General features: G+C 70.9%; 25 protein-coding genes and 1 riboswitch. Of the genes, 18 read left to right on the forward strand and 7 right to left on the reverse strand.

The features are described from left to right. Positions 1-13 precede the first annotated feature (13 nt). From sigJ to C2865_RS03930, 4 genes are all read right to left on the reverse strand, one after another. A complete protein-coding gene (gene sigJ / locus C2865_RS03915; RefSeq protein ID WP_198652886.1) occupies positions 14-868 on the reverse strand; it encodes an RNA polymerase sigma factor SigJ in 855 nt (284 codons plus the stop codon). Positions 869-905: 37 nt separating this feature from the next. Continuing rightward, complete coding sequence (locus tag C2865_RS03920) at positions 906-1499, reverse strand: hypothetical protein (RefSeq protein WP_106396866.1); 594 nt, start codon at positions 1497-1499, stop codon at positions 906-908. 159 nt (positions 1500-1658) lie between these two features. Continuing rightward, on the reverse strand, positions 1659-2750 hold the full coding sequence (locus tag C2865_RS03925) for a fatty acid desaturase family protein (protein WP_198652888.1): 1092 nt from the start codon (positions 2748-2750) through the stop codon (positions 1659-1661). Positions 2751-2766: 16 nt separating this feature from the next. Continuing rightward, positions 2767-3744, reverse strand: coding sequence for a ferredoxin reductase (locus tag C2865_RS03930; protein WP_106396867.1), 978 nt, complete (start codon positions 3742-3744; stop codon positions 2767-2769). Positions 3745-3852: 108 nt separating this feature from the next. On the opposite strand from C2865_RS03930, the gene C2865_RS03935 reads away from it, so the two are divergent. Then, entirely contained in the window at positions 3853-4533 is a 681-nt protein-coding gene (locus tag C2865_RS03935; RefSeq protein ID WP_106396868.1) for a Pr6Pr family membrane protein, read from the forward strand. A gap of 4 nt (positions 4534-4537) precedes the next feature. Further along, positions 4538-4747: a hypothetical protein gene (locus C2865_RS03940; RefSeq protein ID WP_106396869.1), complete on the forward strand. Its 210-nt coding sequence runs from the start codon at positions 4538-4540 to the stop codon at positions 4745-4747. Positions 4748-4798: 51 nt separating this feature from the next. Here C2865_RS03940 and C2865_RS03945 read toward each other — a convergent pair whose 3' ends face one another. Continuing rightward, positions 4799-6070 (reverse strand): lipase family protein, encoded by a 1272-nt coding sequence (locus tag C2865_RS03945; RefSeq protein WP_106396870.1) that lies wholly within the window; start codon positions 6068-6070, stop codon positions 4799-4801. Positions 6071-6296: 226 nt separating this feature from the next. On the opposite strand from C2865_RS03945, the gene C2865_RS03950 reads away from it, so the two are divergent. From C2865_RS03950 to C2865_RS03970, 5 genes are all read left to right on the forward strand, one after another. Then, positions 6297-7544 (forward strand): PucR family transcriptional regulator, encoded by a 1248-nt coding sequence (locus C2865_RS03950; RefSeq protein WP_232835331.1) that lies wholly within the window; start codon positions 6297-6299, stop codon positions 7542-7544. A gap of 10 nt (positions 7545-7554) precedes the next feature. Beyond that, complete coding sequence (locus tag C2865_RS03955) at positions 7555-8283, forward strand: hypothetical protein (RefSeq protein WP_106396871.1); 729 nt, start codon at positions 7555-7557, stop codon at positions 8281-8283. A 4-nt stretch (positions 8284-8287) separates the two neighbouring features. Continuing rightward, positions 8288-9091 carry a PIG-L family deacetylase gene (locus C2865_RS03960; RefSeq protein ID WP_106396872.1) on the forward strand — a complete coding sequence of 268 codons (804 nt, stop codon included), beginning with the start codon at positions 8288-8290 and terminating at the stop codon, positions 9089-9091. A 21-nt stretch (positions 9092-9112) separates the two neighbouring features. After that, positions 9113-9227, forward strand: a riboswitch (SAM riboswitch). A gap of 46 nt (positions 9228-9273) precedes the next feature. Further along, positions 9274-9948: an aminotransferase class V-fold PLP-dependent enzyme gene (locus tag C2865_RS03965; RefSeq protein WP_232835332.1), complete on the forward strand. Its 675-nt coding sequence runs from the start codon at positions 9274-9276 to the stop codon at positions 9946-9948. Between the two features lie 84 nt (positions 9949-10032). Next, on the forward strand, positions 10033-11223 hold the full coding sequence (locus C2865_RS03970; protein ID WP_157963546.1) for a SpoIIE family protein phosphatase: 1191 nt from the start codon (positions 10033-10035) through the stop codon (positions 11221-11223). A 4-nt stretch (positions 11224-11227) separates the two neighbouring features. On the opposite strand, the gene C2865_RS03975 is transcribed toward C2865_RS03970, so the two are convergent. Next, positions 11228-12049: a metallophosphoesterase family protein gene (locus C2865_RS03975; protein WP_232835333.1), complete on the reverse strand. Its 822-nt coding sequence runs from the start codon at positions 12047-12049 to the stop codon at positions 11228-11230. Between the two features lie 151 nt (positions 12050-12200). On the opposite strand from C2865_RS03975, the gene C2865_RS03980 reads away from it, so the two are divergent. Beyond that, entirely contained in the window at positions 12201-12932 is a 732-nt protein-coding gene (locus tag C2865_RS03980) for a hypothetical protein (protein ID WP_198653073.1), read from the forward strand. A gap of 122 nt (positions 12933-13054) precedes the next feature. Beyond that, positions 13055-13330 carry a hypothetical protein gene (locus tag C2865_RS03985; RefSeq protein ID WP_232835334.1) on the forward strand — a complete coding sequence of 92 codons (276 nt, stop codon included), beginning with the start codon at positions 13055-13057 and terminating at the stop codon, positions 13328-13330. A gap of 54 nt (positions 13331-13384) precedes the next feature. Here C2865_RS03985 and C2865_RS03990 read toward each other — a convergent pair whose 3' ends face one another. Further along, complete coding sequence (locus C2865_RS03990; protein ID WP_198652890.1) at positions 13385-14257, reverse strand: universal stress protein; 873 nt, start codon at positions 14255-14257, stop codon at positions 13385-13387. A gap of 127 nt (positions 14258-14384) precedes the next feature. Between C2865_RS03990 and C2865_RS03995 the strand changes: the two genes are divergently transcribed. The 9 genes from C2865_RS03995 to C2865_RS04035 all read left to right on the forward strand — a co-directional run bounded on the left by C2865_RS03995 (position 14385) and on the right by C2865_RS04035 (position 25496). Beyond that, positions 14385-16019: a serine/threonine-protein kinase gene (locus C2865_RS03995; protein WP_157963548.1), complete on the forward strand. Its 1635-nt coding sequence runs from the start codon at positions 14385-14387 to the stop codon at positions 16017-16019. A gap of 2 nt (positions 16020-16021) precedes the next feature. After that, positions 16022-17458, forward strand: a complete 1437-nt coding sequence (locus C2865_RS39905) for a serine/threonine-protein kinase (RefSeq protein ID WP_198652892.1) — start codon at positions 16022-16024, stop codon at positions 17456-17458. 5 nt (positions 17459-17463) lie between these two features. Beyond that, entirely contained in the window at positions 17464-18732 is a 1269-nt protein-coding gene (locus C2865_RS04005) for a protein kinase family protein (RefSeq protein ID WP_157963549.1), read from the forward strand. Beyond that, the gene (locus C2865_RS04010) at positions 18725-20272 is read left to right on the forward strand and encodes a serine/threonine-protein kinase (protein ID WP_106396881.1); all 1548 of its coding nucleotides are present in this window, start codon (positions 18725-18727) and stop codon (positions 20270-20272) included. Before C2865_RS04005 ends, C2865_RS04010 begins: the two co-directional genes overlap by 8 nt. A gap of 108 nt (positions 20273-20380) precedes the next feature. Next, positions 20381-20878, forward strand: a complete 498-nt coding sequence (locus tag C2865_RS04015; protein ID WP_232835335.1) for an RNA polymerase sigma factor — start codon at positions 20381-20383, stop codon at positions 20876-20878. Continuing rightward, the gene (locus C2865_RS04020; RefSeq protein WP_106396882.1) at positions 20875-22077 is read left to right on the forward strand and encodes a hypothetical protein; all 1203 of its coding nucleotides are present in this window, start codon (positions 20875-20877) and stop codon (positions 22075-22077) included. Before C2865_RS04015 ends, C2865_RS04020 begins: the two co-directional genes overlap by 4 nt. Positions 22078-22148: 71 nt before the next feature. Beyond that, on the forward strand, positions 22149-23747 hold the full coding sequence (locus C2865_RS41315) for a hypothetical protein (protein WP_106396883.1): 1599 nt from the start codon (positions 22149-22151) through the stop codon (positions 23745-23747). Between the two features lie 73 nt (positions 23748-23820). Then, positions 23821-24432, forward strand: coding sequence for an RNA polymerase sigma factor (locus C2865_RS04030; protein WP_106396884.1), 612 nt, complete (start codon positions 23821-23823; stop codon positions 24430-24432). Then, entirely contained in the window at positions 24429-25496 is a 1068-nt protein-coding gene (locus C2865_RS04035; RefSeq protein WP_106396885.1) for a CU044_5270 family protein, read from the forward strand. The genes C2865_RS04030 and C2865_RS04035 overlap by 4 nt, the downstream gene beginning before the upstream one ends. Positions 25497-25588 lie beyond the last annotated feature (92 nt).

Raw genomic sequence — 25588 nt, forward strand, 5'->3', positions numbered from 1 at the left:
AACCGGACAGCCCTCAGGAATGTGACAACCGCCGGCCCAGCAGGCGAAGTTTTTCGGGATTCAGCACCGTCCGCAGTCCGGCGACGCCCTCGGCGCCGAACTCGACCAGCGTGACCGTGAACAGCTCCCCGTCCCGCAAGGCGGCCAGCGCGACCTCCCCGTTGAGCTCGGTGACGACGAGCTCCGCGTCTTCCAGCTGCCGCAGGATCCCCAGGACGTACCGGAGCACCTTCGCCCGCCCGGCGATCGGGCGCAGCGCCGCCCGCACCCGTCCGCCCCCGTCGGCCCAGGCGGTGACGTCGGCGGCGAACAACGAGGTCAGCCCCGTCATGTCCCCTTCGAGCGCCGCCCCCAGGAACCGTTCCACGAGCCGTTTCTGCTCCTCCGCCGAGGGCGTGAACCGGGCGCGGTCGCCCAGCCGCCGCCGCGCCCTGCTGTGCAGCTGCCGCGTGTTGGCGTCCGTGAGGTCGAGGAATTCCGCGATCTCACGGTGCGAGTACCCGAACGCCTCCTTGAGCACGAACACCGCCCGCTCCGCCGGCGTGAGCCGCTCCATCAGCGTCAGCAGCGCGTACGAGACGGTGTCCCGCAACTCCACGGGGTCGTCGTCGGTGAAGACGGGCTCGGGCAGCCACGGCCCGGTGTACGACTCCCGCCGCACCCGCGCCGATCCCAGCTCGTTCAGGCAGAGGTTGCTCACCACCTTGGCGAGCCAGGCCTCCGGATGCTCGACGCCCTCCGCCCGGACCCACCGGAAGTAGGCGTCCTGGACGAGGTCTTCGGCGTCCTGCCGCGACCCGAGCATGCGGTAGGCGAGCGCGACCAGCCGGGGCCGCTGCCGCTCGAACACCTCGTCGATCCCGTCCACGCCGCTCACCCTAATACGGGGCGTTCGCTCGCCACGGTCAGCGGACGATGTCCTCGCGCATGGCGGTGAAGGTCCGGCCGACCTCGGTGAAGTCCGTGTCCGCGGCCGCCGCGCCGGAGAAGGCGATCACGCCCGCGGTGCTCTCGTCGGACCAGGAGCACAGGACCATGCCGGCTTCGGGGGTCTGCGTCCAGCCGCAGTCCGTCCTGCCGCCGAGGGGGCCGGGATCGACGGCTTTCGCGGCCGCCGCGAAGTCACCGACCGGATCGATCTCCTTGACGAGGTGCAGCCGCCGCTCCTCCGACCGTCCGGGCGCGGCGTCGGTGGCCAGGACGACCGTGTGTTCCAGGATGTCGTCGGGATCGACGCCGGGCGCACGGTAGAGCGCGGCGAGGAAGCTCTGGCCGGGGGCGGGCTCGCCGAGGTTGTAGACGTCGTCGACGAACCTGGAGCGCACGAGCCCGCCCGCCTCCTCCGGCTGGGTGATGCGCCGCTCCGCCCGCGGCGGCTGCGACTGCTTCGGCTCCGAGGGCTCGGGGCGTTCGGCGCCCCCGCACCCGGTGAGCAGCGCCGCGGCGAGCCCCACCGCGGCGAGCCGCACCGCGCCGAGAAGCCCTCTTCGTCCGTCCACGCCGCGCCTCCTCAAGCCGATGTGCCGCCATCCCACCGGGGAGCACTCGGAAGACAGAAGGGCGCCTTGTCCTTTTCCGGCCGGGACTTTCCCGGCAGGCGTCCGGGTCCGGCACCGGCCGGCGCCGGACCCGGCGCGCTTCGGACGGGCCGTCCGGGGTCACGGGAGGGAGAGGCGGATGATCTTCTTCCAGGTGGAGGTGATCTGGCCGGTGAGGGTGTCGGTGTTGTAGGGCAGGTCGTACTTCTCGCAGAGGGCGCGGATGCGGGGGGCGACCTCGGCGTAGCGGTTGCTGGGCAGGTCGGGGAAGACGTGGTGTTCGATCTGGTGGCTGAGGTTGCCGGTGGCCAGGTGCATCAGGGGGCCGCCGGAGATGTTGGCGGAGCCGAGGATCTGGCGGACGTACCACTCGCCCTTGGTCTCGTTCTCCAGCTGGTCGGAGGGGAAGACCTCGGCGCCGTCGGGGAAGTGCCCGCAGAAGATGACCAGGTTCGACCAGACGTTGCGGACGATGTTGGCGGTGAAGTTCGCGGCCAGGACGGGCAGGGCCGCGCCGACGGGGAGGGCGAGCAGGGGGAAGGCCACGTAGTCCTTCAGGACCTGCCTGCGGACCTTGCGGCCGATGGCCTTGAGCTGCGCGCGGGTCTCCGAGCGGGGCTTGCTGCCGTTGCGGACGTTCTCGATCTCCAGGTCGTGCAGCGCGACCCCGTACTCGAAGAACATCGCCAGCAGCGCGGCGTAGACGGGCTGGCCGAGCCGCCAGGGCGTCCACTTCTGCTCGGGGGTGATGCGCAGGACCGCGTAGCCGATGTCGCGGTCCTTGCCGAGGACGTTGGTGTAGGTGTGGTGGATGTAGTTGTGGGAGTGCTTCCACTGCTCGGCGGGTGAGGTGTTGTCCCATTCCCAGGTGGTGGAGTGGATCTTCGGGTCGCGCATCCAGTCCCACTGGCCGTGCATGACGTTGTGCCCGATCTCCATGTTCTCCAGGATCTTGGCCGCGGACAGGGCGGCCGTCCCGGCGATCCAGGCGGGCGGGAACCAGCCGGCGAACAGGATGGCCCGGCCGCTGAGCTCCAGGCCGCGCTGCAGCTTGATGACGCTGCGGATGTAGCGGGCGTCCTTCTCCCCGCGGGAGGCCAGCAGCTCCTCGCGCAGCGTCTCCAGCTCGTCGCCGATGGCCTCGATGTCCTCGGGGGTGAGGTGGGCGGTGGACGGGGTGAGCGGACGGCGGGGCAGGGTGGCGATGCTCATGTCGGTCGTCCTTTCGTCAGAGGTCGATTTCGCAGGGACCGGCGGGGGCGGACACGCACGTCTGCACGAGGTCGCCCGGGTCGCCGTGGACCTGCCCGTTTCGCAGGTCGCGGACCTTGCCGGAGGTGAGTTTCCCGACGCAGCTGAAGCAGATCCCCATGCGGCAGCCGCTGGGAAGCAGCGCGCCCGCGGCCTCCCCGGCGTCGAGGATCGGCCCGGAGGTCTCGGCGGTGACACCGCTGCGGGTGAAGGCGACCTCGCCGCCCTCCCCGACGGCCGTTGAGACGAGACGGAACCGTTCGGTCCTGACGGACGGGAAGTGCTCCTCGAGCGCCCGCAGCATCTCCTCGGGACCGCAGGCGTAGATCTGGCGCTCGTCCAGGTCGGGAACGAGCTTTTCGAGCATGGACGGCTCCAGCCGCCCTTCCTTGCGGGTGTGCCGTTCGATGAACCGGAGGCCGTCCATGCGGCGCAGTTCCGGCCCGAAGATGACGGACGGCCGCGACGGCGCGCTGTGGACGAGCACCGCGTCACGCACCCCGGCGCGGAGCATGGACATCACGGGGGTGATGCCGCTGCCGGCCGTCACGAACAGCGGCTTTCCCTGCTCGGGCGGCAGCACGAAGTCGCCTTCAGGCTCGCCGAGCGCCACGATCGTGCCGGGCCGGGTGCGGTGTACCAGGTGTTCCGACACCAGCCCCTGCGCCTTCACGGTGATCTGCAACGTTCCGGGAGCGCCGGAGAGGGAGTAGCTGCGCCAGTGGCGGATCCCGTCGATGTCGACGCCGACGCGCATCCACTGGCCGGGCCGGTGCTCCCGCAGGCCGATGCCGGGCCGGATGGTCAGGGTGGCGGTGTCGGCGGTCTCCCGGCGGACGCCCACGACCCTGCCGCGCGTCTCGCTGGTCGACCAGAGCGGGTTGAACAGGCTCAGGTAGTCGTCGGGCAGCAGCGGTGTGGTGAGGGCGGACAGGACTCGGGTCAGGACGGTCATCGGAGCCTCCCAGAAACTTACGCTTACGTAACCGTAACCACGGCGGCGGGGAGACCGTCACCCCTGCGGCCTGTGCGTTCCCTCACAGGCCGTACCTAGACTGACCCGATGCACAAGCGCGTCACCTCGGCGGCCTTCTGGTCGCTGCTGGCGGTACTGGTCGTGCTGGGGGAGACGGCCAGCTTCATCGCCCACGGGCAGAAGGACCAGGCCGTCTATTTCACGAACCAGAGCAACGTCTACCTGGGGATCGTCGCGGCCCTCGCCGGCTGGCGGCTATGGAGTGGAAGACGAGAGTTGTCGCTGTCCGTACTCACTTCGGCCATATTGTTCATCTGCATCACCGGGCTCGTGTACAACATCGTGCTGGCGCCGACCGCCGGGCCCAAACACGGGTACGCGGCCTTCAGCAACGCCGTTCTGCACCTCGCGACCCCCGTCCTGGGGCTGCTCGGCTGGCTGGTGTTCGCAAGGCACGGGTCCCTGCGCTACGTCCACGCGCTCATATGGCTCGTCTACCCGCTCGGCTATTTCGCCTTCGCGATCGTCCGTGGGGTCTTCGTCACATCGGGGGACCTGCGCTACCCCTACCCCTTCCTGGACGTGGTGAAGCTCGGTTACGCAGGGGTGGCGACGAACGCCGTCACCTACGCCACACTGTTCTTCCTCCTCGGCGCCATTCTCGTGACAGCCGACCGGTTGCTCGGCAGGATCGGGAGCGCAGTCCCTGGTGAGCCGGGACGCGCGGACACTAACGTTCCCTGCGTTACCCCGATGCCGAAGAGGTGAAGAAATGCGCAGGCTCGCTCTCTCCGTTGCCGCGCTCGCGGTGGTCGCGAGCGGCCTCACCGCCTGCTCCGACAAGACGGAGCGCTGGTGCGAACACGATGCCACCGACACGGTCGTGGCCGACAGCTTCTGCGAGAAGAAAACCTCGGGCTACGACTGGGAGGAAGGCTCCTCCGGCGGCACGAAGGTGAAGAAGAAGTCGAAGAAGAAGTAGACGCAAGACCCCCGCCTCGTCGCGCGAGGCGGGGGCACGAAGGGGCGCCCGTCAGAAGAGCGGGCAGTTGCCGATCATCAACTTGCCGGCGAACCGGTCGGAGATCCAGTCGGTGACGTCCTTCTTGGCCATGCCGTCGGTCAGCAGGTGCTCACCGGGGTAGTTGTTCTTGAACTGGGTGGGGATCCCGGCCTTGCAGTACAGCCGCCGTGTCTCCTCCTGGGTCTCCACCGGGATGATCTCCTCCAGCGCGCCCCGGTACTGGAACGTCGGGAACTTGATCTTCCACTTGGCGCCGGACCAGCGGCCGCCGATGCCGACGCCCAGCTTCTGCTCCTCCACGGCCTGGCCCCACGAGAGGCCGCCGGGGTCCTTCAGCTCGTACAGCTCGTCCAGCGAGTACCCCTCGGTGGTGAAGCTCTCGACCTTCTTGCCGAGGAACGCGCCGAGCGTGCCGAACAGGCAGTTCTCCTTGACGTCCTGGACGGCCTTGCGGCCCGTGTCGTTCATCAGCTCGTCGAACGGCAGGGTCGGGTAGGCCTCGTGCAGGCCGACGACCGCGTCGGCGAGGAAGCCGGCGAAGGGGCCGCCGTTCAGCTTCGCCGCCGTCATCTTCAGGTCGCCCGGCACCCCGCCGGCCGCGGCGCCGACGACCTTCAGCTCGGGCGCGTAGGAGGAGGCGACCTGCGCCGCCCACAACGAGGCCGCGCCGCCCTCGGAGTAACCGGAGATGGCGACCTCGCCCTGCGGGCTGAGCGTGCCGCCGGGGATCTGCCGCGAGGTCCGGACGATGTCCAGCAGGGAGTGCCCGGCGTTCTGGCCGATCATGTACGTGTGGACGCTCCCGTCGACGTAGCCCATGCCGTCGGTGGCGGCGACGGCGAAGCCCGCCTTGAGGAACTCGGCGATCTGGTCGCCCTCGTAGGCGTCCTGGTAGGCGCCGGTCATCTGCTTGGAGAAGGCGCACTGCGGCCCGGAACCGAGCGTGCCGGGGTTGAACGCGACGGTCGGGCGGTGCGCGCTCCTGGTCCACGCGGCGGTGGGGATCGCCACGAATCCGGTCACGGGGACCTTCTTCCCCCGCAGGTCGGAGGAGACGTAACGCACCTGGTAGGCCTTCATCGGGATCCTGCCGGGCACATGCGGCAGGGTCACCTCGCGGCAGGCGATGAGTTCGCCGTGCGCCGCGGAGAGCGGGGCGGCGGGGGCGAAGATCTCGCCCTCGGAGGCGGTGCATCCGGGCGGTGCCGCGGCGGCGGTACCCGGCGCCATCAGCGCCGAGGCGGTCACCAGGGCGGCGGTGAGGAGAGAAAGGCGTTTCATGCGCACACTCCAGGGGGTGGGGACCTGCCAAGGAATGTCCGCCAGGCCGGAGCCCGCTAGGTATGCGGACGGCGGAGAAAATCCTCCGCCCGTCTCGTCGCCGGTTGAGTGGAACGGCTGGTCAGGGGAGGTGCGGCAGGCCTTATCAACTTCTGACAAAGGGTCGGCCCGCTCACAGCATCACGCTGAGTTTCGCCTTCGCCACAGCGGATCTACCGTCACGAACGTGACGCTGACGTATGACAACCAGGAGCTGGTGGCCGAACCCTGGCGGAATGTGCCGAGGGAGGAGGCCGAATGGATGCGTCCCCACCTTCCGACCCTTCTCAGGGTGATGGTGCAGGGCGTGCAGCGCCATGTGCCGGAGTACGCCCGGCCCGGCGACCCCGTCTACGAGACGATCGTGACGCTGGCGGTCGAGCACGCGATGGAGCACTTCGTCGCGCTGATCGCCGATCCCGACGTCTCCTGGAAGGACGTCCACCAGGTCTACTTCGACGTCGGCTACGGCGAGGCCGTCGAGGGGAGGAGCCTGGAGCACCTGCAGAACGCGATGCGGGTGACGTCCCGGATCGCCTGGCGCCACCTGTCGGTGGAGGCCGGGCGGCTCGGCAAGTCACACACGCTCATCACGCTGCTCGCCGAGGCCAACTTCGCCTTCCTGGACGAGCTGGTCTCGGCCGCCTCGCACGGTTACGCCAGGGCGCGCGAGAAGGCGGCAGGCGAACGGGAGCAGCGCCGGGGGCGGCTGCTCAGCCTGCTGCTCGTCGACCCTCCGGCGACTCCCGAGGTGCTCAGGGAGCAGTCGGCGCTGGCCGGGTGGCCGCTGCCGCAGCGCCTGGCGGTGGTCGTGCTGCTGCCCCGCCAGGGCGGCGGCGGGGAGGGCCCCGCCGGACTGCCGCCGCACCTGCTGAGCGGGCACGACCAGGGGGCCCTCTGCCTGGTGGTGCCCGATCCGGACGGTCCGGGCCGGGTGGACGAGCTGGCGGCCCACCTCGCCGGCTGGACCGGCGCGATGGGCCCGGCCGTGCCGGTCGACCGGGCCGCGACGTCGTTGCGGTGGGCCCGCAGCACCCTGGAGCTCATCACGTCCGGGGTGGTCACGGGCCGGGGCACCCGCAGGTCGGGTTTCCTCGTCCGGGCGGAGGAGCACTTCCCCGCGCTGCTGCTGCAGGAGGGCGGGGCGCTGGCCTCGCTGGTGGCGGCGCGCCGGCTCGCGCCGCTGACCAGGGCGGGCGAGAAGCAGGGGCTGCGGCTGGCCGTCACCCTGCTGGAGTGCCTGAAGAACGGTTTCAACGCCACCGGGGCGGCCGCCGCGTTGTGCGTGCACCCGCAGACCGTCCGGTACCGGCTGGGGCAGCTGCAGGAGATCTTCGACTTCGACTTCGAGGACCCCGAGGTCAGGCTGGAGCTGATGCTGCTGCTCCAGGTGTGGATCCGCGCGGCGGGGAAAGGCGGAGAAGTCAGCGTTTAGACTCCCCGGCATGCGTACCGTCGCCCCCCTCGTCCTGGCGGTGCTCGCCACCGTCCTGTCCGTTCCGGCCCCCGCCCAAGCGGCCGGGCCGCTGACCGTCCGCGCCGCGAAGGCGTATGGCAAGCCGGTCATCCTTCCCGGCAAGAAGACGAAGGTCCCGGTGAAGATCGCGGTCACCGGCACGCGGATCACCGACGTCGACGTGACCCTCGAACGGGCGGGCGGCCGGGGGTTCGCGCTGGTCAGCGATCTGAAGCGGGTCTCGGGGACCGCGGGGGACGGCGTCTGGCGGGGGACCGCCGTGTTCGACCGGAACGACTGGGGCGGCAGCTACACGATCGAGGTCGCCGCCACGGACGGGACCTCCGCGAACGCCTACCACGACTTCCGGGTGGTGGCCTTCAAGGGCGCGGTGAAGATCCGCAGGGCCGCCAGGCTCAACGTGGCCGCCGCGCCGGACTCCGTCCGCAAGGGGGCCAAGGTCCGGGTCCACGGCGTGCTGCGGGCGCTGGGGAGGAAGGGCACGTACGCGCCGTTGAAGCGGCAGCGGGTCGAGATCTGGTTCAGGCCCAAGGGCAAGAAGAAGGGCACCCGGATCGCGGTCGTCTCGACGGACGCGAAGGGGCGCTACTCGCGCCTGTTCACCGCCAGGAAGGACGGCACCGTCGCGGCACGGTACAAGGGCACCGACGTCTGGCAGCAGAAGGTGACGGGCTGGAAGGACATCGACGTACGCTGAGCCCATGCTGACGTTGATGGCCGTACACGCCCACCCCGACGACGAAGTGATCAGTACCGGCGGTGTACTCGCCAAGGCCGCGGCCGCCGGGATCCGCACGGTGCTCGTGACCTGCACCAACGGCGAGCAGGGGGACGCCCCGGGAGGGGTGAAGCCGGGGGAGCCGGGCCACGACCCCGCAGCCGTCCGCGCCCTGCGGCTCGGCGAGCTGGAGAAGTCCGCGGAGCTGCTCGGCATCGAGCATGTGGAACTGCTGGGCTACGCCGATTCCGGAATGGACGGCTGGGAGGCCAACCAGGCCGCCGACTCCTTCACCAACGTCGACTTCGACGCGGCGACGGGCAGGCTCGCGGAGTTGATGGAGAAGTACCGCCCCCAGGTGGTCGTCACCTATGACGAGAACGGGGGTTACGGGCATCCCGACCACATCCAGGCGCACCGGATCGCGGTCGCGGCCACCGAGAAGACCGGCATCCCGGACAAGCTCTACTACACGGCGGTTCCCCAGTCGGGGCTCCAGGTGATGTTCGACTACCTCAAGTCCAGCGGGCTGGCCGAGGAGTGGGGCATGACCGAGCCGATGGACTTCGGCGTCTCCGACGACGTCATCACCACGACGGTCGACGTCGAGCAGTACGCGGAGGCCAAGGTCAAGGCGCTGCAGGCGCACGCCAGCCAGTCCGACAGCATCTTCCTGCTGATGCTCCCCGAGGACGCGAAGCCGCTGGTCTTCGGCTCGGAGTCGTTCATCCGGGTGCGTGGCGACGGACCGGACAAAGAGGACGATCTATTCGCCGGTCTGTCCTGAGGCTTGCTATCCTCCCCCCGAGGTCATGAGTGCCAGCGCCAAACCCCGGTTCGCTGGCCGCCAACCCCCCTTCCGCGGCGGGGTGGCCCGGGTGACGACCTGGCCGGACGCGCAGGGCGTCCGGCAAGCGCGGATCCCGCCGGATGACTCCCGGGGATCCCCCGATCCCCGGAGGCTGTGCCATGTCCGTTCTCACCCGCGTCCCGACCACCGCCGAACCCGTCCGCACGGCGTCCGCCGTGGCAGGTGACCTCGAGCGGGCGCGGGAGACCGTCCGCGCGTTCCTCGGAGGGCCGCAGGCCGTCGTCTTCACCGGTGACGCCGCCGACGCGTTCCGGCTGCTGGCGCGGGCTCTTCCCGCGCCGGCGGCCGCGGTGGTGTTCGAGCCGGGGCGGCTGCCGTGGCGCAACACCGTGCGGCTGCCCGTTCCCGCGGAACCGATCGAGGCGCTGAGGTCCGCCGGCGAGGCGCTGCGTGCCTGTCCGCAGGGACCGCGCCTGCTCGTCGTCCCCGCGGCCTCTCCCGTGACGGGCGAGCCGTGGCCCGTCCGAGAGCTCGCCGATCTGGCGCACCGCCACGGGGCCCGGATCGCGGTGGACGCGGTGGGCCCCGCCGCGCTTCGCCCGCAGGACGCCCGTGACCTCGACTACGTGGTGCTGTCGGGGCAGGAACCGCCGTTCCAGGCGGGTGTCCTGGCCGGGCGTGCGGACTGGTTGCGGGCCGCGCGCCCCGGGGACGTCCGCCGCGCGGGTATCGCGGACGCCGAGCGGCGCCACGAGGCGGAGCCGCCGAACGTGCGCGGGATGCTCGCACTGGCCGCCGCCTGCGAGACGCTCATCGACCGGAACGGACGATGACCTTGCCCGTGCCCGCCCGCCGTACCACTATGAGACGGCATGAGCAGCGCTTGATCACGGATGTTCCGAGAGCGGGGTGGGCCGTTGCGTGCCGAAGTGAACGTCGAGTGGCCCGAAGAACCCCTGCCGGCCCTCGGGGATCCGGCGGGGCTGCCCCTGGAACGGCTGATGGGGGAGCTTCCCGCGCTGTGGCCGCTGCTCTCGGAGAGCGTCATGAGGACGGGGCCGGGCTTCCTGTGGCCGGGGTCGTTGCGCTGGGGGCCGGAGCAGGGCTGGCAGATCCTGTGCGTTCCGCCGTACGGGGCCGGAGAGGAGCCCGTCCCGGAGACGCCGGGAGCGCGGGCGCGTGACGTCTGGTCGGTGATCTGCGGGCTCGTCACGCTCGCCGTCGGACGGGCCCCGCGCGACCTCACGGACACGCTGATGCTGCTGGAACTGCACGCGGGCCGGGTCCCGCACGGCCTGGACGCGGTGGTGCGCGCGCTGCTGGCGGGCAACGACCCCGGCGGGGTGGTGGCGGCCGTGACCCGTCCGTGGGGAGAGGGCGTCTCGGTGCGGATGGCCGCCGAGACGGGAGTGGGGTCGCGAAAGGCCAAGGGCGACCCCGAGTGGGACAACGAAGACGCGTTCGCCGCCGTCCGCAGTGTGGACGACGTGGTCGTGCTGGCCGTCTGCGACGGCGTGACGGGGCCCGGGGACGGGTCCGGGGCGCGTGCGGCGCGTGCGGCGGTCGCCGCGTTGAAGGAGTACTTCACCACCGCGTACGACCTTGAGGAAGCGCTGGAGGCGGCCGAGGCGGCCGTGATCGGTCAGGGGCGCGGGGCGTCCACGGCGCTGCTCGCGGCGATCCGCCCGGACGGGAGGACGGCCCTGCTCTCGGTGGGGGACAGTCCGGCGTGGCTGGTGCGGATGCTGCCGTTCGGCGGGCGGACGGCCTTCCGCCTCAACCCCGACCAGACGGTGCTCGCCGAATCCCTGCTCACCGACCCTTCGGCGACGATGGGCGGCTCCATCCTGCTCGGCAACCTCGGCGGGTACGCCGACCAGCCGTTCCTGGCGGAGGTGCAGACCGTGCCCGGCGACATGCTCGTGCTGCTCAGCGACGGCGCCGCCCTCGGCGAGGAGGACTGGTTCGCGGGAGACCTGGTGGAGCTGACGGGCCTGCACCAGTCGGCGGCGGCACTGGCCGCCGCGCTGGTCGGCAGGGCCGAGCGCCTCGGCGGCCTGGACAACGCCACCGCCCTGGTCGCCGAGATCCGCCCGGCGGGCCGTTGAGCCGTCAGAGCACGACCCGGGGCAGCCGCGGGGGCCGCGGGCGCTTCTTCCACTCCCTGGGGTAGCCGAGCGAGACCTCCTCGAAGCGCACGCCGTCGTAGCGGGTCTCGCGCGGGATGTGCAGGTGCCCGTAGATCATCGTCTTGACGTTGAAGCGGCGGTGCCAGTCGGCGGTGGCCGTCGTCCCGCACCACTGCGCGAACTCCGGATACCACAGGACGTCCATGGGGTCGCGGACCAGCGGGTAGTGGTTGACCAGGACGAGCGGGACGTCGGGGTCGCAGGCGGCCAGCCGCCGCTCCGTCAGCGCCACGCGGGCCGCGCACCACGCCTCGCGGCTCGGGTACGGGTCGGGGTGCAGCAGCCGCTCGTCGGTGCAGACGACGCCCGTCTCCATCGCGTACGCGAGCCCCTCCTCCTTGGTCGTGCAGCCGGGGGGAAGGAAGGTGTAGTCGTACAGGAGGAAGAGGGGGGCGATGCGGACGGGCCCGCCTTCCCCCTCCCACAGGGGGTAGGGGTCCTCCGGGGTGAGCACCCCCAGCCGCCTGCACAGCTCGACGAGGTGCTCGTAGCGCGCCACGCCGCGCAGGCCGTCCGCGCCGTCCCGGACCGTCCACAGTTCGTGGTTGCCGGGGACCCAGACGACCCGCGCGAACTTCTCCGCGAGGAGCGAGAGCGCCCATTCGATGTCCGAGACCTTGTCGGCCACGTCCCCGGCGACGATCAGCCAGTCGTCCGGCGTCGTCGGCGTCAGTTTCGCGGTGATCTCGCGGTTCTCCTCGTAGGAGACGTGGAGGTCGCTCACCGCCAGCAGCTTCGGCGTCACCCGTCCATGATGCGGCACTCCGTCCCCTTCCTGAAGGGCAGGTCCGCCGGGAGGAAAAGCGGGTCTCTGTGTCAGGTGATTCAACTTTGAACCAGTTGTGGCGCTTGAGTCGGGAACCGACCGTTCCCCGCCGCAGATGCTGGAGTGACCGATGAAGCGCGAAACCGGGCTCGCCCTCGTGCTGTCCGCCGTGATCGCCGTTCCACTGGCCGCCGTTCCCGTCCAGGCCGCCGCACCGGCGGAGGAGCGCCGCGCCCCGTCCATCCGCGTCACGCCGGATCCGGCGCTGATCCGCGCCGACCGCGCCACGTGGCTCGACGTCACCGCGGACTTCGAGGGGCCGCGCGACTTCTACGAGGACGTCGTGCTGGTGGAGATGAAGGCCGACCGCGGTGTCGGTTACAACTACCTCAACCTCACCGACCCCGAGAACGACGGGGTGTGGACGGGCCGCATCAAGTTCGACGCCTTCAACGCGGTGCCGGGAACGTGGCGGGTGGAGTCGTCGGCCATCGACGAGGCCACCGGTGACGACGTCGAAGGTCCGGCCGGGACCTTCTCCTTCCGGGCCGCCACCAGGCTGGCCGTGACGGTCAAGTCCAAGGTGGTGCACAAGGGCGGAAAGCTGAAGGTCGGCGGCGGGCTCCGCGGCGTCGCGGTGGCCGGCGGGTACGAGGGGCTCGCCCGGCAGCGGGTGAAGATCTACTACCGGCCCGCGGGCAGGGCGAAGTGGGTGCTGGCGGCCGGTGTGAAGACGAACGGCGCGGGCCGGTTCACCAAGGTCTTCCGGCCGAAGAAGGGCGGCTCCCTGCGCCTCGTGTGGCCGGGCGACGGGCGCTACGCCCCCGCGAAGTCCAAGATCATCAAGTTCCGGGTGGGCTGACCGGCTCCGGGTGTTCTCTGGGTTTGCGTCGATTTGGCGGGTGGGCTGGCTTACGCAGAGCGGGCGTCGGGCACGCCTACGGCACATCCAAGATCGACGAAGGGGTTCCTAGCATGCTCAAGATGATGCGCAAGAGTGGTGTCAGCTCGCAGATGCTCTTCACTGCGGGATTCGTGTCGATCGGACTGACCGTCGCGTCCTGGATGCTGTCCAAGAAGGCGGAGGCCGCGGGGATCGAGCGGGCCGACCACTGGGGGATCTTCATCGGGGAGTGGGCGCCCACCTTCTTCGCTCTGGGCACCGCGATGCGACTGGAGGAGCACTGGAGCGGCGAGGACGTGGAGGACGTGTACGGGCGTGAGGGCATGCGCACCGGCACGGCCATGCCGGTCGGCTAGCGGCCCGCGGGTGTGCGGCCCCGTCCCGGTGCGCCGGGACGGGGCCTTCCGCGTTCAGGAGCCGGAGTGGACGACCGCCACGGGGCCCTGGGCCTGCTGGAGCACGGCGTGGCTGACCGAGCCCAGGCGCAGCCCGGAGAAGCCGCCGTGGCCGCGCGCCCCCACGACCAGCAGGGCCGCGCGCACGGTCGCGGCGGACAGCGCCTCGGTGGGCGTGCGGCCCTGGACGACCTGCTCGACGACGGGCACGGTCGGGTACTTCCGCTTCCACGGGGCCAGTGACTCGACGAGGAGCCGCATGCCCTCCTGGTCGACGGACACCTCGCTGTAGGAGGCCGGGCGCGCGGCGCGCGGCGCCGCCGAGTGCTCCCAGACGTGGAGGGCGCGCACCCCGGCCTGGCGCGTGGCCGCGGCCTCCAGCGCGAACCCGACGGCGTTCATGGAGGCCTCGGAGCCGTCCACCCCCACGACGACCTCGGCATGCCGGGGCTCGGGGTCGGTGTGATGGGGCACCACGACCACCGGGCAGGTGGCGTGCTCGGCCACCTGGCGGCTCACCGAGCCGAGCATGATGCCGCTGAAGGCGCCCGTCCCCCGGGAGGCGACCGCCAGGAGAACGGCGTCGTGCGCCTCCTCCAGCAGGGTGCGGGGCACGTGGCCGATGCCGAGGCGGGTGGAGACCTCCACCTCGGGCGCGCGCTCGCGGGCGCGCTCCTCGGCGAGTTCCAGGACGTGCAGGGCCGCGGCCTCGGGCCGGGCGGCGTCCAGGCCGGGTTCGGGCGGTGCTCCGGCGCTGTACTCCCAGCGCAGGGCGATGTGCACGATCCGCACCGGCGACCGCCGGTACCGCGCCTCGTCGACCGCCCAGTCCACGGCCTGCAGGGCTTCGGACGAGCCGTCCACGCCCACCACGATGGGCCGAGTCATGTCCGCACCCCCGTCACTGCCGCCGGATGGCCTGGTTCCGTATCGAACCCCTACCCGTAACGCAGGGTTATCACCCTCTTTGGGGGAATTGTGATTACCGACCGTGATCTTGAATAGGATGCCTGGCGTGAAGGCGGAGGACGGCGGGAACAGGCTGGCGGGGCGGTACCTGCTGCTCGAGGCCCTGGGCAGCGGCGGCATGGGCACCGTCTGGCGGGCCAGGGACGAGACGCTCGGCCGCGAGGTGGCGGTCAAGGAGCTGCGGTTCGACGCCGAGTACGACGACGCCCTGCGCGAGGAGGCCCGCACCCGCGCGGTCCGCGAGGCCCAGGCCGCGGCGCGGCTCCGGCACCCCGGCATCATCACGGTGCACGACGCCTTCCTCGAGGACGGCCGCCCGTGGATCGTCATGCAGCTCCTGGACGGGGCCTCCCTCGACAAGGTGCTGGAGCGGCAGGGCCCCCTGCCGCCCGAGCGGGTGGCCGGGATCGGCGCGGAGGTGCTGGCGGCGCTGGAGGCCGCGCACGCCGAGGGCGTCCTGCACCGCGACATCAAGCCCGCGAACATCTTCCTGACCGCGAACGGCCGGGCGGTCCTCACCGACTTCGGCATCGCGACCGTCGAGGGCCAGGCGACGATCACCCGTTCCGGCATGCTGGTCGGCTCGCCCGGACACATCGCGCCGGAACGGCTGCGCGGCGAGAAGGCGGGCCCGCAGTCGGACCTGTGGTCGCTGGCCGGCACCCTCTACCGGCTGGTCGAGGGGCGCGCGCCGTTCCCCGGCGACAGCCACGTCGCGGTGCTGGCCGCGGTGCTCACCGGCGACCCCGTCCCGCCCGTCCGGGCCGGCGGGCTGGGCCCGCTGCTCGTCCACATGCTCGCCCGCGACCCCCTGGCCCGGCCCGATCCGTCCGTGGTCCGGCGGGCGCTGGAACGGGCCGCCGCCGGAGAGGCCACGGGGGAGATCGCGCTTCCGGCCGCGCCGCCGCCGCGGGCGCCTTTCGAGGCGCCCACCGCCCCCGCCCCGGTGCGCAAGGCCGGGCGGAACCCGGGCCTGCTCCTGGCGGGCGCCGCGGTCGCGACCGCGGCGCTCGCGCTCACCGCCACCGTCGTGGTCGTGATGGACGAACGCTCCCCGGCCGTCGTGACGGGCGGCACGCCGACGCCCTCCGGGACCTCGACACCGACCGCGCCCCCGGCGCCCGCCGTGCCCGGGAACGAGGCGAGGTTCACCGTGCCGGTGGACTTCTGCTCGCTGGTGCCGGTGGAACGGGTACGGGAGATCATCCCGAACTACCCCCGTGCCGAGGGCAAACCCTCTGGCGACTCCGGTGACGCGGCCTGCTCCTGGGACGCGCCCGGCTCGGGCGTCTCGGTGGAGGTCGAGTCGGGCTCCGAAGGCCGGGACCCCTGGTCGGGGACGTCGCCGAGCCAGGCCGGCGACGTCTACCGGTTCTGGCTCCGCGCCAGGACCGACGGAAGCGACAAGATCATCTGGCACTACGAGGGCATCGGCGGCGAGCGGATGACCTCCGGGCCGTCCACCAAGGCCGTGGAGGTGAAGGGCCTGGGCGAGGAGGCCTTCGTCTACGACGTCTACGGGCGGCTGGGTGCGCAGATGAGCAAGGTGTACGCCAGGATCAGCAATCTCGTCTTCCAGGTCACCTACGCGGACGTGACGAACCAGAAGAGCAAGAAGAAGATCCGCCAGAACGCGCTGCAGATGGCGCGCTGGGTCGCCGAGGCACTGGACGAGAGCTGACCGTGCAAGCGAAGATCGCCGGACGTTACGCCGTCCTCCACAGCCTGGGGACGCACCTTCACCTCGCCTACGACGAGCGGACGGGCGGCCAGGCGTTCCTGCGCGAAGTGCCTCTCCCGCCCGAACTGGCCGATGACGAGCGCAGCACACTGGCCGAACACGTCATCCGGGAGGCCGCGGCGGCGAGCCGCGTCCGGCATCCGGCCATCGTGCCCGTCCTCGACGCCGTCCTGCACGAGGGCAAGCCGTGGATCGTCACGCCACCGATCAACGGGCAACCGCTCACAGCCTGCTTCGGCGCGCTCTCCCCGCAGCAGACGGCCGCGCTCGGCGCGGACCTGGCCGGGGCCCTCAGCGCCGCGCACACGCTGGGAGTGCTGCACGGGGACGTGCAGCCGGCGAACGTCTGGCTGACCCCGGACGGGCGGGGACTGCTCACCGGGTTCGGTACGGGGGTGTCCGCCCGCTCCCAGGCCGCCTCTTCGATCGGCACACCGGGTTTCGCCGCACCCGAGAAGACGACGAATCCGGTGCCGTCATCCGATCTGTGGTCACTCGGCGCGACCCTCTACCTCGCGGTCGAAGGCGTTCCGCCCTTTCCCGGAAACAGCCCTATGGAGGTGCTGAGCGCGGTGTTGTCGGCCGAGCCGCGCCCACCGGAGAAGGCGGGCGACCTCGGCCCCGTCCTGCTGGCGCTGCTGGCCAAGGACCCCGCGCAGCGGCCTGCCGAAGTCGAGGACGACCTCGTACGTCTCGCCCGTCCCGCCTCGGGTGAGAACAGGACGGTGGCGATGCGTCCGAGGACGTTCGCCCTGCTGGCCGCGTGCGCCGCGGTGGCGATCGCATCGGTGACGGCGACCGCCACGGCGCTGCTCACCGCACCGGAGGCCCCGGTGTCCTTCAAGAAACCCGCCACGGCCACTGATCCCGGCAAGTTCGGCACGTCTCCCCGCGCCTGCGATCTGCTCACCGACGCGCAGGCGGGAGAGCTCGTTCCGGACTTCGACCGGCAGGAGTACACGCCCTCAGGTCTGCCTCTGGGCGCCCAATGCACGCTCAGCAACGACAAACTGACGGTCAAGATCGAGCTCTCGCACTACAAGCCGGGCCCGCTCGGCGGCGGCCCCGAGACCGCTCGCGAGTTCCTGGCCGGTCTGAAGGCCGACGCCACCCGGGAAGGGTCGTCGAGCAGGACCGTCTCCCAGGTGCGAGATCTGCCGGAGGCGGGTGAGCAGGGCATCGCCTACAACGAGCAGCGGACGGACGGCTCCCGGTACATCGGGCATGCGGCGGTCGCCGTCAGCAACCTCGCCGCCACCATCGAGTGCGCCAAGGAGGACGTCGAGGAGGCGGAGAAGGACCGGGTCACGCAGGAGCTGGGCTCCTGTGCGGAGAAGACGGCGGGCTGGCTGGGCGAGTCGCTGAAGCGGACGGGATGAACCCGATGACGATACCGACGACACTGATGGGCCGTTACCGGCTGCTCCAGCCGCTGGACGAGGCACAGACCGCCTGGCGGGCGATGGACGAGCTGCTGCACCGCGACGTCATGGTGCGCAGGATCGCCGACGAGGAGCTGCCCGCCGTCCGTGCCGCGACGGCGCTGAGGCATTCCTCCGCCGTCATCGTCCACGACGTCGTCACCGAGGACGGCGGGGCATGGGCCGTCACCGAGCCGGTCGAGGCCTTCGAGACCGGAGGAGTCCTCTCCGAAGAGCAGGCCACCGAACTCGGCCTGGAACTGCTGGACGCGCTGACCACGGCACACGCGCTGGGCGTGGTGCACGGCGGCGTCCAGCCGTCGTCGGTCGTACGGTCCTCCGACGGGCGGGTCAAGCTCCTGGGATTCGGGATGAGCCGTCCGTACGGGGCTTACCTGCCGCCCGAAGCCGAACGGACCCCCGCCTCCGACCTGTGGGGGCTCGCCGCGACGCTCTCCACGCTGCTCGAAGGAAGGTCGCCGTACCCCACCGCGGAGGCGATCCGGTACGGGCAGGTCCTGCCTCCGATGCGCGCCCCCCGGCTCGGGGCGGTGCTGCTGCCACTGCTGAACCCGGACCCGACGGCCCGGCCCGGCGCGTCCGGGCTGCGCAGAGAGCTGAAAGCGTGCCTTCCGAAGCGACGGAAGGCCGGTGAGCCGTGGCGGTTCCGTCCGCTGGTGCTCGGGCTGATGGCCGCCGCTCTCGCCGTCGTGCTCGTGCCCGTAACGATCAGCCTGGTGAAACCGGATCCGCCGCAGGGGGCGACGAGGGACTTCACGAGCCTGCCCGACCCCTGCACCCTGCTGACCGGCGAGCAGGTGGAGCAGCTGGTCGTCACACCGAAGGAAGGGCAGCCGGGCGAGCAGGGCGTGTGCACCTGGAGCTCCGACGCAGGGCTGCCGAGCGCGCTGCGCTTCGATCTGCGGGTCGAGGTGGAGCTCAGCGACGACCCGCGCGGGAGGCTCGACGGGGAACGCAACACCATCGGGCTGCTCGCGTCGGCGGACTCGGTCCCCGGCCTGGGCGAGGAGGCTTTCCTGAAGAAGGAGGCGTTCCAGAGCTCGAGAGGGTCGGGATTCACGCGGATGACCGTGGCCTTCCGGATGGGCGACGCGGTGGGGATCGTCGAGGTTCGGCGCAGCAGCAAAAGCGACGAAGCGGGTGAAGAGCGGGTGAAGAACGCCGCCCTCCGGGGCGCGTACTGGGTGGCAGAGGCGATGCACCGTGGCTGAGGGAACGCTGCTGGCCGGACGGTACCGGCTGGAGAGCCGCCTCGGACAGGGCGGCATGGCCGACGTCTGGCGGGCGCGGGACGAGTTCCTCGGCCGGACCGTCGCGGTCAAGGAGGTGCGGCTGCCGTCCGGGCTCGACGCCGGGCAGCGCGCCGACTTCTGCGAACGCCTCCTGCGGGAGGCGCGCGCCGCCGCGGCACTGCCCCACCCGTCCATCATCACGGTGCACGACGTGCTCCAGGCCGGCGACCGGCCGTGGATCGTGATGGACCTCATCAACGGGCCGTCCCTGGAGCACGTCCGGGTCGAACGGGGTCCGCTGCCGCCCGAACGCGTCGCCGAGATCGGCCTGCAACTGCTGGAAGCACTGTGCCTGGCGCACGAACGCGGCATCCTGCACCGGGACGTGAAGCCGGCGAACGTCCTGCTCAGCGGGGACCGGGCGATCCTCACCGACTTCGGCATCGCCACACTCTCCGGCGACCACCGGCTGACCTCGGCCGAGGGGATCATCGGCTCGCCCGGTTACATGGCGCCCGAACGGCTCCAGGACGGGCACGGCGCGGGACCTTCGTCCGACCTGTGGTCCCTCGGCGCGACCCTGTACGCGCTCGTCGAGGGCCGCCGCCCGTTCGAGAAGCCCAACGCACTGGCGATGCTCGGGGCCGTCCTGACCGAGGACGTGCCGCCTCCTCGGCTGGCCGGTCCGGTGCTCGGGCCCGTGCTCACGGCGATGATGGACCGCCACCCGCACCAGAGGCCGGTGCCCGCGGAGATCCGGCGCGCCTTCGAGACGGTGGCGGGAGTGACCCCGTCCGTCATGCCGCGTCCTCCTTCGGTCTTTCCCGGCGGCCCTCCGGTTTTTCCCGGGGACGCTCCGACCGTTCCGGGGACGCCGCCTCCACCGCGACGGGGAGGGCTGCTGTTCGCCGGAGCTGGAGGCCTGGTCGTCGTGCTGCTGGCCGTCGCGGGGTATCTCCTCTTCCGGCCGGACGCGTCCCGGCAGGAAAAGGAACCCCCTTCGCCGCCTGTCGCCGTACCTTCCGCGAGCTTCACCGCAGTGCCCGACGATCCCTGCACGCTGCTCACCTCCGAGCAGTCGGAAGGGCTGGTGGGCTCCTCCTCCGGCAGTCCCAAGGACTCCGTCACCTGCGTCTGGAGCGCCAGTGAGGGCAGGCTCCAGATCAAGGCGCGGTTCCTGGAACCGCGGGGGGACAAGTCCGGGGAGGAACTCGCCAGGGACACCTTCGCACTCCTCAAGCGGCAGGCCACGGGCTCTTCGGGGATCGGCGCCGATCCCGCCGTCACCGCCGTGGACTCCGCTCCCCGCGACCTGCCGGGCCTGGGAGACGAGGCCTTCACGAAGGAGTCCACCGTGAGCGGCTCGTTCGCCGGTGCCGCGTCCTTCGTCCAGGTGCGCTCCGGAAGGCTCCTGCTGGAGATCGAGTACCACCTGAGCGGGGTGTCGGAGGTGTCGGCGACCATGCGGAGCACTCCGGAGCGTGCCGCGCGCCAGGTCCTGGAGAACCTCGGGGCCTGATGCGGGCCTGATGCGGGCCTGAGAAAAGTCGTTCTTGTGAAGCAGCAACCCTGATGGGGTGTGCGTCTCCTTCATGTGGAGAGCGAACATGCGATCAGGTGGAGTGCGGTGATCACCGAGGCGTCACCCGCGCTGCCCGCGTTCTACCGCGAGCACCAGACGGGGCTGGTCCGGCTGGCGATGATGCTCGTCGGTGACGAGGCGACCGCCGAAGACGTGGTCCAGGACGTGTTCGTCCGGCTCCACCGGAACACGCCGTCGTTGCGGGATGAGCAGAAACTCCTCGCCTACGTGCGTTCCGCGGTGCTCAACGGCTGCCGGTCGGTGCTGCGCCGCCGGAAACTCATCCGCCGGCACGCCGAACGGTACGAGCCCCCGGCCTGGTCGGCGGAGTCGCAGGCGATGCTCGGGGAGGACCACCGCGAGGTGATGCGCGCCCTGCACCGGCTGCCTCGGCGGCAGCGGGAGGTGCTGGTGCTGCGGTTCTACGCCGACCTGCCGGACGAGGAGATCGCCACGACACTGCGGATCCGCCCCTCCACCGTCCGCTCCACCATGTCCCGGGCCCTGTCCGCCCTCGAACGAGAACTGGGGGACGCCTCATGAACGTCGAAGACCGGCTCAAGGCGGCCCTCCAGGGGACCGCGAAACTGGTGGAGGACCGGCCGCGGCCACTGCCCGCCGCTCCCCGCAGGCAGGGACTCCCGCGGTTCATGCCCGCCTGGGCGGCCCTCGTCGTCGCCCTCGTCGTGCTGGGACCGTTCGTCCTGCCGGACGGAGAACCCGACGCGCCGATCCCGATGAGCTCGCCGAGCCTCGCCATCGGGACGGCACCGGAGGTCTACGTGGCGGTCTATGGCGCAACGGAGAACCGGAAATCCCGCTTCGAGATTCGTTCGACCGCCACAGGAGAGCTACGGCAGATCAATGAGGCGGGCAACGGGGAGAGCTTCGTGTCCATCGCCGCCATCCCGGATGACGGGGGGAAGGAGGGTAACTCCTTCTACCTTCTGACCCGCCTGGGCGCAGGCACCCAACCCAGATGTACGCAATACACGGTCTACCGCATCCAGATCTCAACCGATGGCAATTTCAGCAGTTGGGGAACGAACTCCATCACGTTCGAGGCGTTGGATGGCACGCCCGCGAACCTGGCGACCAACTCGAAGGGCGACCAGATCGCCTACTCGTATGAGGGTTGCGGCCGGAAGGTGAGGGAGGGAGGCATTGAAACCCACATCGGTGATGGCCTGTCCGGAGAGCAGCGGATCGCCCACCATTGGGCGGGGACCACTACGAGCTGGTACGCGGACAAGCTGGTACGGAACCTCGCTTACTCCCCGGACGGGCGGACGTTGGCGGCCTTCCTGCAGTCCCGCGACGCCAAGGACGGAGGGGCGCCCAGCGCGCAACTCCGGTTTACCAACGTGGGGAATCCTCATTCGGGCTTCACCGACGAGAGGGAGAACGAAATCGCGTTGGGGGCCGATAATGGTTTCGGCCTGGTCAACGCGATGTTCTCTCCCGATGGAAAGAGGATCGTCGCGCTGCGGAGCGAGTCACGGCAGTTCGTCAGGGAGTACAAGGTCACAGGGCTTCCCCTGCCCCGCGCCGGAGGAGGGCCCCGCTCTCTGGGTTCTCTGAAGCTGTCTGTCGATCACCCCGCGAATCTGCACGTTCTGATGGAGCAGCATCCGTCAAGCGAGGCACTGCTCTTTCAGGTCGGAGACACGACATTCCTGCATATCGGGCAGCAGAGCCACATCATCGCGATAGGCGAAGCGCCTTCGGACCTCGCCTGGTGATCTCCGTCTTCTGATCTCGTCCACCCCGAGCCGGTGACCGGCTTTCGCATGCCCAAAATCAAGGGGAATCCGTGGCTATTGTCCTGGAAAAGGATGGAATAGGCGTTCCTTCGGAGCGTGCGTCGCGAGGGCACCGCACGCTCCGGTGGCTGCTGCTCGGCTGGCTCGCCCAGGCCGCGTTCCGGTTCGGGCTGGCCTGGCACCGGCTGGGGCCGAACGCCCACCCCGACGAGGCCGGGTATCTCGTCGCGGCGCGGCTGCTGGCCGGCGGGCCGGGCGCCGACCTGTCCGGGCACACCTTCTACCAGGGCGGATACCCGCTGCTGCTGACCCCGGTCTTCTGGGCGGCCGGCGATCCCGTCCTGGCGTACCGGCTCGTCATGCTGGTCAACGCCCTGATCGGAGCGCTGGCCTTCCCCCTGGCGTACCTGGCGCTCAAACGGCTGGGGAACGCGAGCCTGCCGCTGGCCTGGGCGGCCGCGCTGCTGCCCGCCGTCGTCATCTTCGGCCGGCACGCCCTGGCGGACACGGTCCTCCCCGTGGCCGTCCTCGCCTGGCTGCTGATGCTCGACCGGTTCTTCCAGGGCCGAGGCTCCGCGCTGCCCGCGAGCCTGCTCGCCTGCTTCGCCTGCGCGGTCCACTCGCGAGGCTCCGTCCTCCTCGCCGTCCACGTCGTCGCCCTGCTGCTGATGGCGCGCAGGAGCCGGCCGCCCGCGCTCGCGGGTCTCGCCGTCACGGGCCTCGGATACCTGGCGGCCGACCGGCTCAACGCCTTCCTGCTCGCGGAGCTCTACCCGTCCGGGGCGCTCGACCTCGGCGGCAACCTCCGCGACCGGCTCCTCAGCCTCGACGGCCAGGCATGGGCGCTGTCCGGCGCGGCGGGCCAGATCTGGTACCTGATCACGTCGACGTGGGGCCTGGCGGGCGCGGGCCTGGTCGTCGTGGTCACCGCCGCGGTGCGCCGCAACCCCACGGCCCTGGCGCTGTGCGCCATCACCTTCGGCATCGCCTACGCCTCCATGGCCGCGCTCCCGGACGAGAACCGCGTCGGCAACTTCGCCTACGGGCGCTACCTGAGCTGCGTCGCCCTGGCCTACGCGCTCGTCGGGCTCCGCGCGCTCACCGACCACAGAGCCGTCCTCGGCGCGGTCGTGATCCTGACCGCCACCGCCCAGACCGTCACGCTGTACGCGGGCCCGAGGTTGGACAGTGCGGTGTTCATCCCCTTCGACTTCCCCGAGGTCATCTTCCTGACCCGCGACTCCGACTCCCTGGAACTCGGCCTCGCCACCGCGTCGGCCACGGCTCTGCTCGCCGTCTTCGCCCTCGTCCGCAGACCGGTCATCGTCCTCGCGCTCGTCAACCTGGTGGCCCTGGTGAGCATCACGCGCCCCCTCCTGGTGGAGCAGAGACCCGACCCGGGCCTGCCGGAAGGCGGTGTCCTGACCGAACGGACCGTGCCCTGGCAGGTCAGGGCGGCGCTGTACCACCAGGTCTCCTGGACGAAGATCGGCTGGTACGACCGGGGACGGCGGCTCCCGTCCGACGCGTGCACGGTCTTCGTCCCCTGGCCGACCGGGACGCCCGTCGAACGGACCTGGCCGGAGCACCCGCCGACCTGGCAGGCGGCACCGGGCCCCGCCGGCACCGCCGCCTGGACGTGCCGCTGAAGAAAAAGGGAACCACCCGGCGGGCGGCGACCGAGTACAGGGTGATCACGCCCCCGCGAGAGGATCACCCCCCATGACCGTGCCACCCGCGCTCGCCGAGGAGGAGCACGACTCCTCCCCCGGCGACGCGTCGCTGATAGCGGAGTCGCTGGCGGACCCCGAACGGTTCGCGCTGCTCTTCGACCGGCACGCCGACGACATCCACCGGTACGTCTCCCGGCGGCTGGGGCCGGACCTCGCCGACGACGTCGTCTCCGACACCTTCCTCACCGCGTTCCGCAAACGCGCCTCCTACGACCTGTCCCGCCGGGACGCCCGGCCCTGGCTGTACGGCATCGCCTCCCGGCTGATCCGCGCGAACCGCCGCGCCGAGAACCGCCGCAACCGCCTCCTCGCCCGCACGCCCGCCCCCGAACCCGAGTCGTTCGACGAGCGCAGCGCCGCCCGCGTCACCTCCGCCCAGCTCCAGCCCCGCCTGGCCGAGGTGCTCACCGCCCTGTCCGCCACCGACCGCGACCTGCTGCTGCTCGTGGCCTGGGCTGATCTCACCTACGAAGAGTGCGCCGCCGCGCTCGGCATGCCCCTCGGAACCGTCCGCTCCAAACTCCACCGCGTCCGCGCCAAGATCCGCCGCGCCTTCGGCGGCGTCGACCCCACCGGCACGAGCGAGAAGGGCACGTCATGACCGCCGACGAGATCGAGATCTTCCGCGACGCCCGGCCCGAGGCCGCCCCCTACGACCCGTTCAGCAAGGCCCGCGCCCGCGCCCGCCTCCTCGACGGCCCCGGCCCGGCCCCGCGCCACCGCTTCCGCTGGGTCCTCGTCACCTCGATCGCCACGGCGGGCGCACTGGCCGCAGGACTGCTCTTCCTGAACACGACGGAACCCGCGGGGACCGAGCCGAAAATGGTCCTGTCGTCCCTCCAGCCGGTGAGCGCCGCCGCGTACCTGGAGGAATTCGCGAGGATCGTCGAAAAGCGACCGGAAATCCGCCCCCGACCGCACCAGTGGCTTTACAAGAAGACCCGCATCAAGGACAGCGCCGCCTCCTATGAGCATGTCGCTGAATCCTGGATGCGGCTCGACGGCCGGATGGCGGCCTCGCCGAACGGCCCCGAACGCAAGATCGTCCTCGACGAACAACATCCGCGGAAGAACGAGCAGACCCCACTCAAGCGGTACGACCGGCTGCGCACGCTCTCCACGGATCCAGAAAAACTCCTGGCCAGAGCCTACAAAGCCGTGGACGACGGCTTCGCCGAGAAGAAGGCGGCGATCGAAAAAATGCAGAACCCCTACAGGGACTTCGAGGCAGGAGAACTCAAGGAACACATGATGGAGGACAACCGGCACCACGCCGCCTACCATCGGCTCGCCGAGCTTTTCGAAGGCGTCCTGACTCCGCCGCGACTCCATGCGGCGGCCTTCCGGGCCATCGCGAAGATACCCGGCGTCGAGGTGCTGCCCGAGGGCACCGACCTGCTCGGTCGGCCGGTCGTGACCGTCGCCCGGATGAACCAGTACGGCCTCAGACACGAGTACCTGCTCGATCCCGCGACCTACGTGAGCCTAGGCCAGGGTGCCGTGGTGGTCCGCAACGATCTGAGAAAGCGTTCCGGTGGGGCGGCTCTGGGAAAGGACGGGCAGATAACCCCGTTTCCCATACGAGTGCGGCCGATCGGGGAGAGTTCGTACGAGCTCCGAGAGTACGCGGGCATCGTCGACGAGGCGGGCCAGCTGCCTCGCTGACCTGAAGTGCGCGGACCGCGTGCCTGGTGGGCTCTGAGTCCGGGACGTGATCGGCGGGTAGTTCTTCCTTCTCCCCTGGTGCGGGGAAGAAG

It is taken from the genome of Actinocorallia populi (assembly GCF_002995495.1).
GTDB lineage: Bacteria > Actinomycetota > Actinomycetes > Streptosporangiales > Streptosporangiaceae > Actinocorallia > Actinocorallia populi.